Below are 15964 nucleotides of genomic sequence, written 5' to 3' on the forward strand. Positions count from 1 at the left end.
AAACGAGTGTCCCTGATCGCTTCAGACCACTTCCGCATCGTTGTCGGCCTCGGCAAGAGCGGCATGTCCCTGGTTCGCTTCCTGGCGAACCGGGGCACGTCGTTCGCCGTGGCCGATACGCGGGAAAATCCACCGGAGCTGGTCACGCTGCGCCGTGACTACCCGCACGTGGAAGTGCGCTGTGGCGAACTGGATGTCGAATTTCTGTGCCGCGCCGATGAGCTCTACGTGAGCCCTGGCCTGGCGCTGGCCACACCGGCCCTGCAAGCCGCCGCGGCGCGTGGCGTGAAGCTGTCCGGCGATATCGACCTGTTTGCGCGTAACGCCAAGGCGCCGATCGTGGCCATCAGCGGCTCCAACGCGAAAAGCACCGTGACCACCCTGGTCGGCGAGATGGCGATGGCTGCCGGCAAGCGCGTGGCGGTGGGCGGCAATCTCGGCATGCCTGCGCTGGACCTGCTCAACGACGATGTCGAGCTGTACGTGATGGAGCTGTCGAGCTTTCAGCTGGAAACCACCCACGACCTCGGTGCCGAAGTGGCGACCGTGTTGAACGTGAGTGAAGACCACATGGACCGCTACAGCGGCCTGCCGGCCTACCACCTGGCCAAGCACCGGATCTTCCGGGGGGCGAAGCAATTTGTGGTCAACCGCCAGGATGCCCTGAGCCGTCCGTTGATAGGCGAGGGCATGCCATGCTGGACTTTCGGCCTGGGCAAGCCCGACTTCAAGGGGTTCGGCATTCGCGAAGAGAACGGCGAGAAATACCTGGCCTTCGAATTCCAGAACCTGATGCCGGTGCGCGAACTGAAAATCCGTGGCGCCCATAACCAATCCAACGCGTTGGCAGCCTTGGCGCTCGGCCACGCGGTGGGCCTGCCGTTCGACGCCATGCTCGCCGCCCTGCGCACGTTCGCCGGCCTCGAGCACCGCTGCCAGTGGGTGCGCGACCTCGGTGGCGTCAGCTATTACAACGATTCCAAGGCCACCAATGTCGGGGCTGCCCTGGCGGCCATCGAGGGCCTGGGTGCCGATATCGACGGCAAGCTGGTGCTGATCGCCGGTGGCGACGGCAAGGGTGCCGACTTCAAGGACCTTAAAGGTCCGGTGGCTGCGCATTGCCGCGCCGTGGTGCTGATGGGCCGCGATTCGGACCTGATCGCCGCCGCCTTGGGTGACGCCGTGCCGCAGGTGCGTGCCACATCCCTGGACGACGCGATTGCCCAGTGCAAAGCCCTGGCCCAGCCGGGTGATGCGGTGCTGCTGTCGCCGGCCTGCGCCAGTTTCGACATGTTCAAGAACTATGAAGAGCGCGGCCAGTTGTTCGCCCGCGCCGTGGAGGCTTTGGCATGAGCCTCAACCTGAGAAACATCATCAAGCCGTACCCGTCGCCGATCATTACCGGGCGCGGCATCGACCTTGATTTCCCAATGCTCGCCGGTTGTCTGGCGCTGCTCGGCCTGGGCCTGGTGATGATCACCTCGGCATCTTCCGAAGTGGCCGCCGTGCAGTCGGGCAATACCCTGTACATGATGATCCGTCACCTGGTGTACCTGGTGATCGGTCTCGGCGCGTGCATCGTCACCATGATGATTCCGATCGCCACCTGGCAGCGCCTGGGTTGGCTGATGCTGATCGGTGCGTTCGGCTTGCTGGTCATGGTGATCCTGCCCGGCATCGGCCGCGAGGTGAACGGTTCGATGCGCTGGATCGGCTTCGGTGCGTTCAACGTACAGCCGTCGGAAATCGCCAAGGTGTTCGTGGTGATTTACCTGGCCGGCTACCTGGTACGCCGTCAGAAAGAAGTGCGCGAAAGCTGGATGGGCTTCTTCAAGCCGTTCATCGTGTTGCTGCCCATGGCCGGTCTGCTGCTGATGGAACCCGACTTCGGCGCCACCGTGGTGATGATGGGCGCCGCCGCCGCGATGCTGTTCCTCGGCGGTGTCGGCCTGTTCCGCTTCACCTTGATGGTGGTGCTGGCCGTCGCGGCGGTCACGATCCTGGTGCAGGCGCAACCCTACCGGATGGCGCGCCTGATTACTTTTACCGACCCGTGGTCCGACCAGTTCGGTTCCGGCTACCAGCTGACCCAGGCGTTGATCGCTTTCGGGCGCGGCGAGTGGCTGGGCGTGGGCCTGGGCAACAGCGTGCAGAAGCAGTTCTACCTGCCGGAAGCGCATACCGACTTCGTGTTCTCGGTCCTCGCCGAAGAACTGGGCGTGGTCGGTTCGCTGTGCACCGTCGCGCTGTTCGTGTTCGTGTGCGTGCGCGGCATGTACATCGGCCTGTGGGCCGAAAAGGCCAAACAGTATTTCGCCGCCTATGTGGCGTACGGCTTGTCGTTCCTGTGGATCGGCCAGTTCCTGATCAATATCGGCGTGAACGTCGGTTTGCTGCCGACCAAGGGCCTGACCTTGCCGTTCCTCAGTTACGGCGGCAGTTCGCTGGTGATTTGCTGCGCTTGCCTTGGCTTGTTGCTGCGCATCGAGTGGGAAAGTCGCACGCACCTGGGCAGCGAAGAGATGGAGTTCAGCGAAAGCGACTTCGCCGAGGAGCCGACCCATGGGCGCTAACGTGCTGATCATGGCCGGCGGCACCGGAGGCCACGTGTTCCCGGCCCTGGCCTGCGCGCGCGAATTCCAGAACCGTGGCTACAGCGTGCACTGGTTGGGCACGCCGCGTGGCATCGAGAACGAGCTGGTGCCGAACGCCGGTCTGCCGCTGCACCTGATCAACGTCACCGGATTGCGTGGCAAGGGCAAGCTGTCCCTGCTCAAGGCGCCGTTCGTGTTGCTCAAGGCTGTAATGCAGGCACGTAAAGTCATTCGTGAGGTGAAGCCTGTGTGTGTACTCGGCTTTGGCGGTTATGTGACCGGCCCCGGTGGCGTGGCGGCAAAACTTGCCGGTGTGCCGGTGATCGTGCACGAACAGAACGCCGTCGCCGGTACCGCCAACCGTTTGCTGGTGCCCCTGGCCGCACGGGTGTGTGAAGCCTTCCCGAACACCTTCGCGGCTTCGGACAAACGCCGCACCACCGGTAACCCGGTGCGCACCGAGCTGTTCATGGGCATTGCCCGTGAGGCGCTGGCCGGACGCAAGGCACATCTGCTGATCCTCGGCGGCAGCCTGGGCGCCGAGCCACTGAACAAATTGCTGCCTGAAGCCGTTGCGCAACTGCCTGAAGCGCTGCGCCCGGAGATCTTCCATCAGGCCGGCAAAAACCACGATGAAGTCACCGCCACGCGCTATCGCGAAGCCGGTGTCGAGGCGAACGTACAGCCCTTCATCCAAGACATGGCCCACGCCTATGGCTGGGCCGACCTGGTGGTCTGTCGCGCTGGTGCGCTGACCATCAGTGAACTGGCCGCCGCCGGTCTGCCGTCGTTGCTGGTGCCTCTGCCCCATGCCATCGACGATCACCAGACCCGCAACGCCGAATATTTGGCCGGGGAGGGCGCTGCCTTCCTGCTGCCGCAAAGAACGACTGGCGCCGCCGATTTGGCCGCACGCCTGACCGAGGTTTTGATGCAACCGGAACGACTCAACAGCATGGCGAGCACCGCAAGCCGCCTGGCCAAACCTGACGCAACCCGCACCGTGGTCGATATCTGCCTGGAGGTGGCCCATGGTTGAGAATCAAAAAGCCATGCCGCAACCGGAAATGCGCCGCATCCGTCGCATCCACTTCGTCGGTATCGGCGGCGTGGGCATGTGCGGGATTGCCGAAGTATTGCTCAACCTGGGCTACCAGGTGTCCGGCTCTGACCTGAAAGAGTCGCCGGTCACCGAGCGCCTGAAGTCCTTTGGCGCGCAGATTTTCATCGGCCACCGTGCCGAGAACGCCGCCGAGGCCGACGTGCTGGTAGTGTCCAGCGCCGTGAACACCTCCAACCCGGAAGTGGCCACCGCCCTCGAACGCCGCATCCCTGTGGTGCCGCGTGCCGAGATGCTTGCCGAACTGATGCGCTACCGCCATGGCATCGCCGTCGCCGGTACTCATGGCAAGACCACCACCACCAGCCTGATCGCCTCGGTGTTCGCCGCCGGTGGCCTGGACCCGACCTTCGTCATCGGTGGCCGCCTGAATGCAGCCGGCACCAATGCCCAGCTCGGCACCAGCCGCTACCTGATCGCCGAAGCCGACGAAAGCGATGCGAGCTTCCTGCACCTGCAACCGCTGGTCGCCGTCGTCACCAACATCGACGAAGACCACATGGCGACCTACGACGGTGACTTCAACAAGTTGAAGAAAACCTTCGTCGACTTCCTGCACAACCTGCCGTTCTACGGGTTGGCGGTGGTGTGCCTGGACGACCCGGTGGTGCGCGAGATCCTGCCGCAGGTCAAGCGCCCGACCGTGACCTACGGCTTCAGCGAAGACGCCGACGTGCGCGCCATCAATGTGCGCCAGGCCGGCATGCAGACCTTCTTTACCGTGCTGCGCCCCGACCGCGAGCCGCTGGATGTCTCGGTCAACATGCCGGGCAACCACAACGTGCTGAACTCCCTGGCGACCATCTGCATCGCCAGCGACGAGGGCGTCAGCGATGAAGCCATTGTCGAGGGCCTGTCGCGCTTTGCCGGTGTCGGCCGGCGCTTCCAGGTCTACGGCCAACTGCCGGTCGAAGGCGGTGACGTGATGCTGGTGGACGACTACGGTCATCACCCGACCGAAGTTGCCGCCGTGATCAAGGCCGTGCGCGGTGGCTGGCCGGAGCGCCGCCTGGTGATGGTGTACCAGCCGCACCGCTACAGCCGCACCCGCGACCTGTACGACGACTTCGTCAATGTATTGGCCGATGCCAACGTGCTGCTGCTGATGGAGGTCTACCCGGCCGGTGAAGAACCGATCCCGGGTGCCGACAGCCGCAAGCTGTGCAACAGCATCCGTCAGCGCGGGCAGTTGGACCCGATCTACATCGAGCGCGGCGTGGACCTGGCGCCGATCGTCAAGCCGCTGCTGCGCGCCGGCGACATCCTGCTGTGCCAGGGCGCCGGCGATATCGGTGGTCTCGCGCCTAAATTGCTGGCCAGCCCGTTGTTTGCCGCCGAGAAGGGGACGTCGAAATGATCACTGATTACGCCTCCCTGTTTTCCACGGTCGCGCCTGCCGACTTCGGTCGCGTCGCGGTGCTGTTCGGCGGCAAGAGCGCCGAGCGCGAAGTGTCGCTCAAGTCCGGCAATGCCGTGCTTGAAGCCCTGCAAAGCGCGGGTGTGAATGCGTTCGGCATCGACGTGGGCGATGACTTCCTCGCCCGTCTGCTGGCCGAAAAGATCGACCGCGCCTTCATCATTCTGCATGGCCGTGGCGGTGAAGACGGCAGCATGCAGGGCCTGCTCGAGTGCGCCGGCATCCCTTACACCGGCAGCGGCGTGCTGGCCTCGGCGCTGGCGATGGACAAGTTGCGCACCAAGCAGGTGTGGCACAGCTTGGGGATTCCGACGCCGCGTCACGCCGTGCTGTGCAGTGAAGACGATTGTATTTCTGCGGCCAAGGAACTGGGCCTGCCTTTGATCGTCAAACCAGCCCATGAAGGCTCCAGTATCGGCATGGCCAAAGTGAACTCGGCCGCCGAATTGATCGACGCATGGAAAGCGGCAAGCACCTACGATTCGCAAGTGATGGTGGAACAGTGGATCCAGGGTCCCGAGTACACCATCGCCACCCTGCGTGGCCAGGTATTGCCGCCCATCGCATTGGGCACGCCCCACACTTTCTACGATTACGACGCCAAGTACGTGGCTTCCGATACCCAGTACCGGATTCCCTGCGGTCTTGACGCAACCAAGGAACAGCAATTGATGGACCTCACGGCGAAAGCCTGTGAGGCGCTGGGTATCGCCGGTTGGGCGCGGGCGGACGTGATGCAGGATGACCAGGGCAATTTCTGGTTCCTGGAAGTCAACACCGCACCGGGCATGACCGACCACAGCCTGGTCCCCATGGCCGCCCGTGCCGCCGGCCTGGATTTCCAGCAGTTGGTGCTGGCGATCCTGGCCGCCAGCATCGAGCCAAGAGGCTAAGACATGAAAGGCGCATCGCTTCGTCATCAGCCCCCACAAGCACCGAGCCGCAAGCCGGTGCCACGGGGTGCCAGCCGCATGGTGGCCAAAGAGCCGATGTCGGCGCGCCTGCCCAAAGCCAACTTTGGTTTCATCAAGGCGCTGTTCTGGCCGGTGTTGCTGGTGGTGCTGGGCTTCGGTACCTACGAGGGCGCGCAGCGCCTGTTGCCGTATGCCGACCGCCCGATCACCAAAATCAGCGTGCAGGGCGACCTGAGCTACATCAGCCAGCAAGCGGTGCAGCAGCGTATCAGCCCGTTCCTGGCGGCGAGCTTCTTCACCATCGACCTGGCCGGCATGCGCGCCGAACTGGAACAGATGCCGTGGATCGCCCACGCCGAAGTCCGCCGCGTATGGCCGGACCAGGTGACGATCCGCCTGGAAGAACAACTGCCCGTGGCCCGTTGGGGCGATGGTGCGCTGTTGAACAACCAGGGGCAGGCGTTTGCGCCGCGTGAAGTGGCGAACTATGAGCACCTGCCGCAGCTGTTCGGGCCGCAGCGGGCGCAACAGCAAGTGATGCAGCAGTACCAGGCCTTGAGCCAGATGCTGCGGCCACTGGGCTTCTCCATTGCACGCCTGGAATTGCGTGAGCGGGGCAGCTGGTTTCTGACGACCGGGGCAGGCAGTTCCGGCCCGGGCATCGAGTTGTTGCTGGGACGCGACCGCTTGGTGGAAAAGATGCGCCGCTTTATTGCCATCTATGAAAAAACCTTGAAAGAACAGATTACGAACATTGCGAGCGTCGACCTGCGTTACGCCAACGGCCTGGCCGTCGGTTGGCGTGTACCGGTAGCGCCCACGGCAGCACAACCCGCTGTCGCGAAGAATTAAGAAGAGGCAGGACCCATGGCAAACGTGCAAAGCGGCAAAATGATCGTCGGTCTCGATATCGGCACCTCCAAGGTGGTGGCGCTGGTCGGCGAGGTCGGTGAAGACGGCACGATCGAAATCGTCGGTATTGGCACGCATCCGTCCCGGGGCCTGAAGAAGGGCGTGGTGGTGAACATCGAGTCCACCGTGCAATCGATCCAGCGCGCCATCGAAGAAGCGCAGCTGATGGCCGGTTGCCGGATTCACTCGGCGTTCGTCGGCGTGGCCGGTAACCATATCCGCAGCCTGAATTCCCACGGCATCGTGGCGATCCGCGACCGTGAAGTCAGCGCGGCCGACCTCGAGCGCGTGCTCGACGCGGCCCAGGCCGTGGCGATCCCGGCTGACCAGCGCGTGCTGCACACCCTGCCGCAGGACTACGTGATCGATAACCAGGAAGGCGTTCGCGAGCCGCTGGGCATGTCGGGCGTGCGCCTGGAAGCCAAGGTCCACGTGGTGACCTGCGCCGTCAACGCCGCCCAGAACATTGAAAAATGCGTGCGCCGCTGCGGCCTGGAAATCGACGACATCATTCTCGAGCAACTGGCGTCCGCGTATTCGGTACTGACCGACGACGAAAAAGAACTGGGCGTGTGCCTGGTGGACATCGGCGGCGGTACCACCGACATCGCGATCTTCACCGAGGGTGCGATCCGTCACACCGCCGTGATCCCGATTGCCGGCGACCAGGTCACCAACGACATCGCCATGGCCTTGCGTACACCGACCCAGTACGCCGAAGAGATCAAGATCCGCTATGCCTGCGCCCTGGCCAAGCTGGCCGGTGCCGGTGAAACCATCAAGGTGCCGAGCGTGGGCGATCGTCCACCGCGCGAGCTGTCGCGCCAGGCCCTGGCCGAAGTGGTCGAGCCGCGCTATGACGAGCTGTTCACCCTGATCCAGGCCGAGCTGCGCCGCAGCGGCTACGAAGATTTGATCCCGGCCGGCATCGTGCTGACCGGTGGCACCTCGAAGATGGAAGGCGCGGTCGAACTGGCCGAGGAAATCTTCCACATGCCAGTGCGCCTGGGCGTGCCCCATGGCGTCAAGGGCCTGGGCGACGTGGTGCGCAACCCGATTTATTCCACCGGTGTGGGCTTGCTGTTGTACGGACTGCAAAAGCAGACCGACGGCATTTCCCTGTCGGGCCCCAGCATCCGTGACAGCTACCGCAGCGACGACGAAGCCAAAGCGCCGTTGTTCGAGCGGCTGCAGGCCTGGGTCAAAGGCAATTTCTGAAGATTTACCGCAACACCGCAGCACCCGTAACAAGCAGTAGGCGAAAAAACTAGAGAAAACGAAAGGAGAGGGAACATGTTTGAACTCGTAGACAACATCCCCGCTAGCCCGGTTATCAAAGTAATCGGTGTCGGCGGTGGCGGCGGCAACGCTGTCAACCATATGGTCAAGAGCAACATTGAAGGCGTTGAATTCATCTGCGCCAACACTGATGCCCAGGCGCTGAAAAGCATCGGCGCGCGGACCATCCTGCAATTGGGCACAGCCGTGACCAAGGGCCTCGGCGCCGGCGCCAATCCGGAAGTCGGCCGTCAAGCCGCCCTGGAAGACCGCGAGCGTATTGCCGAAGTGCTGCAGGGCACCAACATGGTGTTCATCACCACCGGCATGGGCGGCGGTACCGGTACCGGTGCAGCGCCGATCATTGCCGAAGTGGCCAAGGAAATGGGGATCCTGACCGTCGCTGTCGTGACCCGTCCGTTCCCGTTCGAAGGCCGCAAGCGCATGCAGATCGCCGACGAAGGTATCCGTCTGCTGTCTGAAAGCGTCGACTCGTTGATCACCATTCCCAACGAGAAACTGCTGACCATCCTGGGCAAGGACGCAAGCCTGCTGTCCGCGTTCGCCAAGGCTGACGATGTACTGGCCGGTGCCGTTCGCGGTATCTCCGACATCATCAAGCGCCCGGGCATGATCAACGTCGACTTTGCCGACGTCCGTACCGTCATGAGCGAAATGGGCATGGCGATGATGGGCACCGGCTGCGCCAGCGGTCCGAACCGTGCACGCGAAGCCACTGAAGCGGCCATCCGCAACCCGCTGCTCGAAGACGTGAACCTGCAAGGCGCGCGCGGCATCCTGGTGAACATCACCGCAGGTCCCGACCTGTCCCTGGGTGAGTACTCCGACGTGGGTAGCATTATCGAAGCCTTCGCGTCCGAGCACGCCATGGTCAAGGTCGGTACCGTGATCGATCCGGACATGCGCGACGAGCTGCACGTGACCGTGGTTGCAACCGGCCTGGGCGCAAAAATCGAGAAGCCTGTGAAGGTCATCGACAACACCCTGCATAACAGCCAGGCCAGCCACGCCAGCCAAGCGGCTGCCGCTCCAGCGCCTTCGCGCCAGGAACTGCCGTCGGTGAACTACCGTGACCTGGACCGTCCGACCGTGATGCGCAACCAGGCGCAAGCCGGTGCCGCGGCGTCCCGTAGCCCGAATCCGCAAGATGATCTGGACTACCTGGATATCCCGGCATTCCTGCGTCGTCAGGCCGATTGATGGAATGTATCAGGGCTATGAAGGTGATTGGTGTTCAGCAAAGGTCTGGTCTGCTATTATCGCCAGCCTTTGTTGATACCAGTTCGCAATTTGCGCTCAAGCGGTCCAAGCCATGATTAAACAACGCACCCTGAAGAATATTATCCGTGCCACAGGTGTAGGTCTGCACTCCGGGGAGAAGGTATACCTGACCCTCAAGCCCGCACCTGTCGACACCGGCATCGTGTTTGTTCGTGCCGACCTGGACCCTGTGGTGCAGATTCCTGCTCGCGCGGAAAACGTTGGCGAAACCACTATGTCGACCACATTGGTCAACGGTGACGTCAAAGTGGACACGGTGGAGCACTTGCTCTCGGCCATGGCCGGTTTGGGCATCGATAACGCCTACGTCGAGCTCTCCGCGTCCGAAGTCCCGATCATGGATGGCAGCGCTGGACCTTTCGTATTCCTGATTCAATCTGCCGGCCTGGAAGAACAGGACGCAGCCAAGAAGTTCATACGCATTCTGCGGGAAGTGACAGTAGAAGACGGCGACAAGCGCGCCACCTTCGTCCCGTTCGAAGGCTTTAAAGTGAGCTTTGAGATCGATTTCGATCACCCGGTATTCCGCGACCGCACCCAAAGTGCAAGCGTGGATTTTTCCAGCACTTCGTTCGTAAAAGAAGTCAGCCGCGCCCGTACCTTTGGTTTCATGAGTGACATCGAGTACCTGCGCAAGCACAACCTCGCACTCGGCGGCAGCGTTGAAAACGCCATTGTGGTCGACGCGGATGGTGTACTGAACGAAGACGGCCTTCGCTACGAAGACGAATTCGTCAAGCACAAGATCCTCGATGCAATCGGTGACCTCTACCTGCTGGGCAATAGCCTGATAGGCGAGTTCAAAGGCTTCAAGTCGGGCCACGCCCTTAACAACCAGCTGCTGCGCAAGTTGATTGAGCAGACGGACGCTTGGGAAGTCGTGACCTTCGAAGATGCCAGCACCGCACCGATCTCTTACATGCGTCCCGTTGCGGCGGTGTAAGTAACAACTCTCTTTCTTTAGTTTTTAAAGGCTGCCTTCGGGTGGCCTTTTTTTATGCGCCGATAGATCGTTCCTACACGGGCAGGGTTGTCGCATCCATCGTTCGGTTACGCCCACTGTGTTTGGCCTCGTACAACGCCTGGTCGGCCTTGAGCAGCAGATCCTCCAGGGTATTACGGCTGTGCTTGTGCCAGGTACCCATGCCGATGCTCACCGTGATCGGCTGATCATCCCCGGCCATCCGTGGCAAGTACTGGACGCTCTGGCGGATACGCTCGGCGATCACCCATGCGCCCTTGGCGTCGGTATGGGGCAATACCACCGCGAATTCTTCACCGCCATAACGCGCCGCCAGGTCGGCCGGGCGGCGGATATTGCTGTCGATCACCTGCGCCACCGCGCGCAGCGCATCATCGCCGCCCTGATGGCCATGGCGGTCGTTGAAGGCCTTGAAGTGGTCGACGTCGATCATCAACACCGTAAGCGGTTCGGTCGAGCGTTGCGCGCGGTCCCATTCCAGGCGTAGGCGTTCGTCCAGGGTGCGGCGGTTGGCCAGGCCGGTGAGCGCATCGGTGCCTGCCAGTTCTGACAGCACCTGCTCGACCCGATGGCGCCGTCGCAGCTCCTTGCTCAGCGCCCAAGTCAGCCATAACAGGCCAATGCACAACACCCCCGTTGCGAGGCTGACCAGCCACGCTGCGCGTCGCCAGGGCGCGAACACTTCGTCGCTGGCCAAGGCCACCGCGACCATCAGCGGCAAATTGCCCACACTCGAGAAACTGTAGAGTCGCCCCCGGTGGTCGACACTGGATACGCTGCGAAAATTGCCGTCCCGCTCGCGCAGCATGCGTGCCACATTGGGTCGCGAACTCAGGTCCTGGTTGATCATGTCCGCTTCCAGCAGGGGTTCCTGCGCCAGCAGGATGCCTTGATGGTTGAGCAGATTGATGGTGCTGCCGGCGCCGATATTCAGGCTGCTGAACAGTTGGTGGAAGTACGAAAGACGCATGGAGGCGACCGCCACCCCTTCAAAGCGCCCGTTCGCTGAAGAAACCCGGCGGCTGAACGCAATGCGCCAGGGGTCTTCGCATTCACAGCGGGCCATGAACGGGCGACTGATATACAGCCCGATGTCGGAGTCGCCACGGTGGACCTGGAAATAGTCGCGGTCGGCGAAATTGCCGGCCTTGGGTGTGAGCAGGGAAGAGTCGGCAATCACCTCGCCGCTTGAATCCAGCAGCAGGATGTCGCCCTTATAAGGCGCTGCGTCGGAGCGGTCGAACAGCACCAGGTGCCGGATGCTGGGCGACAGGCCCTGCAGGTCGGTGCGCGCGGTCGCGGCGATCAGGCCTTCCAGCGCCATGTCATACAGCTCGACATTGCGCAGCACATCGGCGTCGATCAACTGAGTGATGGTATTGGCGGTGCGCTTGGCCGTCTGCAAGGTGTTGGCGTGTTCACGGATCAACAGGGCGGTGACGATGCCCACGATCAGCAATACCGTGAGGGTGCTGCTCAGGATCAGCAAGCGCTCCGGGCGGCGGGTAGGGCGGGCAGGGCTTGGGCTCATCGGGCGTACTTCTGCGTTGAGATGCCCTTAGCGTAGTAGCAACTCCGGAATATGCTGCAGGACCCAATGTGGGAGGGGGCTTGCCCCCGATAGCGGTGGGCCAGTCACCCTATCATTTGCTGACACTCTGCTATCGGGGGCAAGCCCCCTCCCACATTTGATCAGAACACGTTGATCGGGTAGTCCACGATCATCCGGTACTCATCCACATCCCGATCCACCGCCGAATACCCGTCGCCACCCCGGTTCGTCGCCCATTGCAGGCGCACCGCCAGGTCCTTGGCCTTGCCGCCTTGCACCACGTACTTCACGTCGATGTCCCGCTCCCAATGTCTGGCATTCTTGCCATCGGCGCTGTACCAGCTGGCGTAGCCGCGGCTGTTCGGGTCGACGCGGGTGAGGTCGGTCTTGCCGCTGATATAGGACACGGCGGACGTCAGGCCCGGCAGGCCCAGACCGGCGAAATCATAGGCGTACTTGAGCTTCCACGAACGCTCGTTGGGGCCGTTGAAGTCCGAGTATTGCTGGGAGTTGTCCAGGTACACGCTGTCGCCCTGGGTGATGTAGTCGAACGGCGTGTTGCCGTTGACCCGCTGATACGCGGCGGTGACGCTGTGGTTGCCCACGCCCAGAGTGACATGCAGGCTGTAGGTGTTGTTGTCGATGTCGCCCAGCAGGGCCTGGCCGGTGTTCTGGGTGTGGTAGTAGTGCAGGCCTGGGGTCAGGCTGACCAGGTCGTTCAGTGCGTAGGTGTATTCGAGGTCGTAGTAGTACTGGTGCCACACGTCCTTGAGCTCGGCGGCGTACAGGTTGCTGGTCAGCTCGGGAATACCGCTGAACGACACACCGGCCCAGTTCAGGTGCCGGCTGTCGGCGTTGGCCGGCAACGCGCCGTAGCTGGTGCCGATGCGCCGGTGGCCGCTCTGGTTGTAGAGCTTGGTAAAGCTGGCCTGGCCGCCTTCGAACGTCCAGCCGTCGAGGCTGTGGTTGCTCAGGCTGATGCCGCGAAACGTCTGGGGCAACATGCGGGTCATGCCGCCGGCGATCACCGGGTTGTTGAGGAACAGGTCGCCGGCCTTCAGCTCGGTGTCGAACGCACGCATTTTCAAGGTTCCGCCAGCGGTGGAGAACGAGCCGGGTGCCTTGCCGTTGCCGCTGCCGTAGGGAAGGATGCTGGAGCCGTCGGTACCGCCACCGCCGTCGAGCTTGAGGCCGAGCATGGCATTGAGGTCCAGGCCAAAGCCGACGGTGCCCTGGGTGTAGCCGGACGCGAAGGTGCCGATAAAGCCCTGGCCCCACTCCTTGCTGTCATCGCTGTGAATGTCGCGGCGGTCGCGGTTCATGTAGTAGTTGCGGGTGTTGATCGTGAGGTGTGAACCCTCGACGAAACCTTCGGCGGAGGCAGGGTCTGCCGCGTGGGCAAGGGGCGTGATCGTTGCTGCAATTGCGAGGAATAACGGGGTGAACGTCAGCGAGTTCTTCACCGGTGGAGCTCCTTTGGTCACATGAACGGCCAGTGTCGTGGAAGTGTGCCCGGCCTTTTTTCACGGCAAAAAAAAGCCGCTGAAGTCAGCGGCTTTAAGACAGATTCCCAGTGTAGAGCCCTGGAAATAAGTCGAGGGAAATTCGGGTGAGGGGCCAGCTGCCTTTGCCGTCGCGCTCATCGATGCGTCAAAGTAACGCAGGTGAGCGCTGCGATATAGAGTGTAACAAGATAATGACTGTTGCCCAAATCGCAACAGTTTCCACATGTATACATAGTCCAACTGTGGGAGGGGGCTTGCCCCCGATGGCGGTGAATCAGCCGACTCATCTGTAGCTGGCATACCGCAATCGGGGGCAAGCCCCCTCCCACATTTGATTGAGGTGTTCTAGACAGGCAGGGTCATGCCGAAGGTATTGCCGCCGTGCTCACTGCGCACAAACACATCCCCACCGTGCATCAGCGCAATCGCCTTGACGATCGCCAGCCCCAACCCGTGATTCGCGCCGCTGTTACTGCGTGACGCGTCCACTCGATAAAAACGTTCGAACAGGCGCGGCAGGTGTTCGTCGGCAATCGCCTCGCCGGGATTGGTCACGCCGATCATCACCTGTTGCCCCTGCACCTCAATATGCACATCGATGACCTGGCCGGGCGCGGTGTGTTGCACGGCGTTGCTCAGCAGATTGATCAGCGCACGCCGCAGGTGGGCCTTTTCGATCTGTACCCGTGCATCACCGTGTACGCGCACTTCGACCCGGGCGTCTTCCAGGATGAAGTCCAGGTAGTCGAGGGTGGTCGCGACTTCATCGGCCAGGGCGCTTTCGATCAGCTTGGTGGCCTTGCTGCCCTGGTCGGCGCTGGCGAGAAACAGCATGTCGTTGATGATCGAGCGCAGCCGTTCCAGTTCTTCCAGGTTCGATTGCAGCACCTCGAAATAATGCTCGGCCGAACGACCGCGGGTCAGTGCCACCTGGGTCTGGCCGATCAGGTTGGTCAGCGGCGAGCGCAGTTCATGGGCCACATCGGCGTTGAAGGATTCCAGGCGTGAATAGGCGAGTTCGACGCGGTCGAGGGTGGCGTTGAACGAGTTGACGAACTGGCTCAGTTCCGGCGGCAACGGTGACAGTTGCAGGCGCCCGGAGAGCTTGGGGGGCGCGAGTTTTTGCGCTTCGGCCGAGAGCTTTTCCAAGGGTTTGAGACCGATGCGCGACACCCAGAAACCCAGCAACGAGGCCATGACCACGCCGACCAGCGCCAGGCTGACCAGCGCCACCAGCAGATGGTGCTGGGTGGCGCGGAAATTCTCGGTGTCGATGGCGATCATGAACCGCAGCGGCGGGCGTTGCTCCTTGGCGGCAAACTGGCTGACCAGCACCTTGAACGGGTAATCGTGGCCGGGCAGGCGCAGGTCGCGTTTACCGGTCGGGCCCTGGGCAAACGCACGGATCTGCGCATCGGGCTCGCCGTATTCGTAATTCGGGTCGCTGCTGACCACCCAGAAGCGAATGCGCTTGTCTTCCTCGCCCAGCAGCTTGAGCTTGGCCCTTATCTTGACCCAGTGCTCCGGCGTACCGAAGCGGTTCACCGAGGATTCGAGCACGCTGTAGCGCGCATCCAGCTCGGCTCCCGGCAACAACCCCAGGCCGCGGTCCACTTGCTGGTAGAGCACGCCGCCGATCAGCACGAAGATCAGCAGCGCCACCAGGGTGAACATGCCGCTCAGGCGCAGGGCGATGGAATTAGCCGGCACTGCGGTTCTCCAGCACGTAGCCCATGCCGCGAATGGTGTGCAGCAGCTTGTGCTCGAACGGCCCGTCGAGTTTGGCGCGCAGGCGCTTGATCGCCACTTCGACCACGTTGGCATCGCTGTCGAAATTGATGTCCCAGACCATCTCGGCGATCGCCGTCTTGGACAGGATTTCGCCCTGGCGCCGCGCCAATACGCTGAGCAACGAAAACTCCTTGGCGGTCAGGTCCAGGCGCACGCCATTGCGGCTGGCCTTGCGGCTGATCAGGTCGATCCACAGGTCGGCCACCGTCACTTGCACCGGCTCATGGCCGCCGCTGCGCCGGGTCAGCGCCTGCAGGCGCGCCACCAGTTCCAGGAAGGAAAACGGCTTGCCCAGGTAGTCGTCGGCGCCTTCGCGCAGGCCACGGATGCGGTCTTCCACGCGTTCGCGGGCAGTGAGCATGATCACCGGGGTCTGTTTGCGCGCACGCAAGGCGCGCAACACGCCAAAACCGTCGAGTGCCGGCAGCATTACGTCGAGCACGATCACCGCGTAATCGTTCTCCAGCGCCAGGTGCAAGCCCTCGACGCCGTCGCGCGCCACGTCGACGGTGTAGCCTTGCTCCGTCAGGCCGCGGTGCAGGTAGTCGGCGGTTTTTTCTTCATCTTCGATAATCAGGACGCGCATCAGCCTTTTGT

13 protein-coding genes are annotated in these 15964 nt (G+C 62.5%); 9 read left to right on the forward strand and 4 right to left on the reverse strand.

Annotated features, from left to right (window positions below; translation table 11 throughout):
* The first annotated feature begins 6 nt into the window (after positions 1–6).
* From murD to lpxC, 9 genes are all read left to right on the forward strand, one after another.
* A complete protein-coding gene (murD, locus tag TU82_RS17970; protein WP_057724620.1) occupies positions 7–1353 on the forward strand; it encodes a UDP-N-acetylmuramoyl-L-alanine--D-glutamate ligase in 1347 nt (448 codons plus the stop codon).
* Positions 1350–2573 (forward strand): putative lipid II flippase FtsW, encoded by a 1224-nt coding sequence (gene ftsW / locus TU82_RS17975; RefSeq protein WP_057724621.1) that lies wholly within the window; start codon positions 1350–1352, stop codon positions 2571–2573. Before murD ends, ftsW begins: the two co-directional genes overlap by 4 nt.
* Positions 2563–3633 (forward strand): undecaprenyldiphospho-muramoylpentapeptide beta-N-acetylglucosaminyltransferase, encoded by a 1071-nt coding sequence (gene murG, locus TU82_RS17980; protein WP_057724622.1) that lies wholly within the window; start codon positions 2563–2565, stop codon positions 3631–3633. Before ftsW ends, murG begins: the two co-directional genes overlap by 11 nt.
* Positions 3626–5071: a UDP-N-acetylmuramate--L-alanine ligase gene (gene murC / locus TU82_RS17985; protein ID WP_057724623.1), complete on the forward strand. Its 1446-nt coding sequence runs from the start codon at positions 3626–3628 to the stop codon at positions 5069–5071. The genes murG and murC overlap by 8 nt, the downstream gene beginning before the upstream one ends.
* The gene (locus tag TU82_RS17990) at positions 5068–6024 is read left to right on the forward strand and encodes a D-alanine--D-alanine ligase (RefSeq protein WP_057724624.1); all 957 of its coding nucleotides are present in this window, start codon (positions 5068–5070) and stop codon (positions 6022–6024) included. The genes murC and TU82_RS17990 overlap by 4 nt, the downstream gene beginning before the upstream one ends.
* A 3-nt stretch (positions 6025–6027) precedes the next feature.
* Positions 6028–6897: a cell division protein FtsQ/DivIB gene (locus TU82_RS17995; RefSeq protein WP_057724625.1), complete on the forward strand. Its 870-nt coding sequence runs from the start codon at positions 6028–6030 to the stop codon at positions 6895–6897.
* A gap of 15 nt (positions 6898–6912) precedes the next feature.
* Positions 6913–8175, forward strand: coding sequence for a cell division protein FtsA (ftsA, locus tag TU82_RS18000; RefSeq protein ID WP_057724626.1), 1263 nt, complete (start codon positions 6913–6915; stop codon positions 8173–8175).
* Positions 8176–8250: 75 nt separating this feature from the next.
* Entirely contained in the window at positions 8251–9456 is a 1206-nt protein-coding gene (gene ftsZ, locus TU82_RS18005) for a cell division protein FtsZ (RefSeq protein WP_017526184.1), read from the forward strand.
* Positions 9457–9568: 112 nt separating this feature from the next.
* Positions 9569–10480 (forward strand): UDP-3-O-acyl-N-acetylglucosamine deacetylase, encoded by a 912-nt coding sequence (lpxC, locus tag TU82_RS18010; protein WP_003171886.1) that lies wholly within the window; start codon positions 9569–9571, stop codon positions 10478–10480.
* 73 nt (positions 10481–10553) lie between these two features.
* On the opposite strand, the gene TU82_RS18015 is transcribed toward lpxC, so the two are convergent.
* From TU82_RS18015 to TU82_RS18030, 4 genes are all read right to left on the reverse strand, one after another.
* Positions 10554–12050 carry a sensor domain-containing diguanylate cyclase gene (locus tag TU82_RS18015; RefSeq protein WP_057724627.1) on the reverse strand — a complete coding sequence of 499 codons (1497 nt, stop codon included), beginning with the start codon at positions 12048–12050 and terminating at the stop codon, positions 10554–10556.
* A gap of 161 nt (positions 12051–12211) precedes the next feature.
* Positions 12212–13534, reverse strand: coding sequence for an OprD family porin (locus TU82_RS18020; protein ID WP_057724628.1), 1323 nt, complete (start codon positions 13532–13534; stop codon positions 12212–12214).
* Between the two features lie 387 nt (positions 13535–13921).
* On the reverse strand, positions 13922–15286 hold the full coding sequence (locus tag TU82_RS18025; protein WP_057724629.1) for a heavy metal sensor histidine kinase: 1365 nt from the start codon (positions 15284–15286) through the stop codon (positions 13922–13924).
* Complete coding sequence (locus TU82_RS18030; protein WP_057724630.1) at positions 15276–15953, reverse strand: heavy metal response regulator transcription factor; 678 nt, start codon at positions 15951–15953, stop codon at positions 15276–15278. The genes TU82_RS18025 and TU82_RS18030 overlap by 11 nt, the downstream gene beginning before the upstream one ends.
* Positions 15954–15964: the final 11 nt, after the last annotated feature.

The sequence above is a fragment of the Pseudomonas orientalis genome (genome assembly GCF_001439815.1).
GTDB lineage: Bacteria > Pseudomonadota > Gammaproteobacteria > Pseudomonadales > Pseudomonadaceae > Aquipseudomonas > Aquipseudomonas orientalis.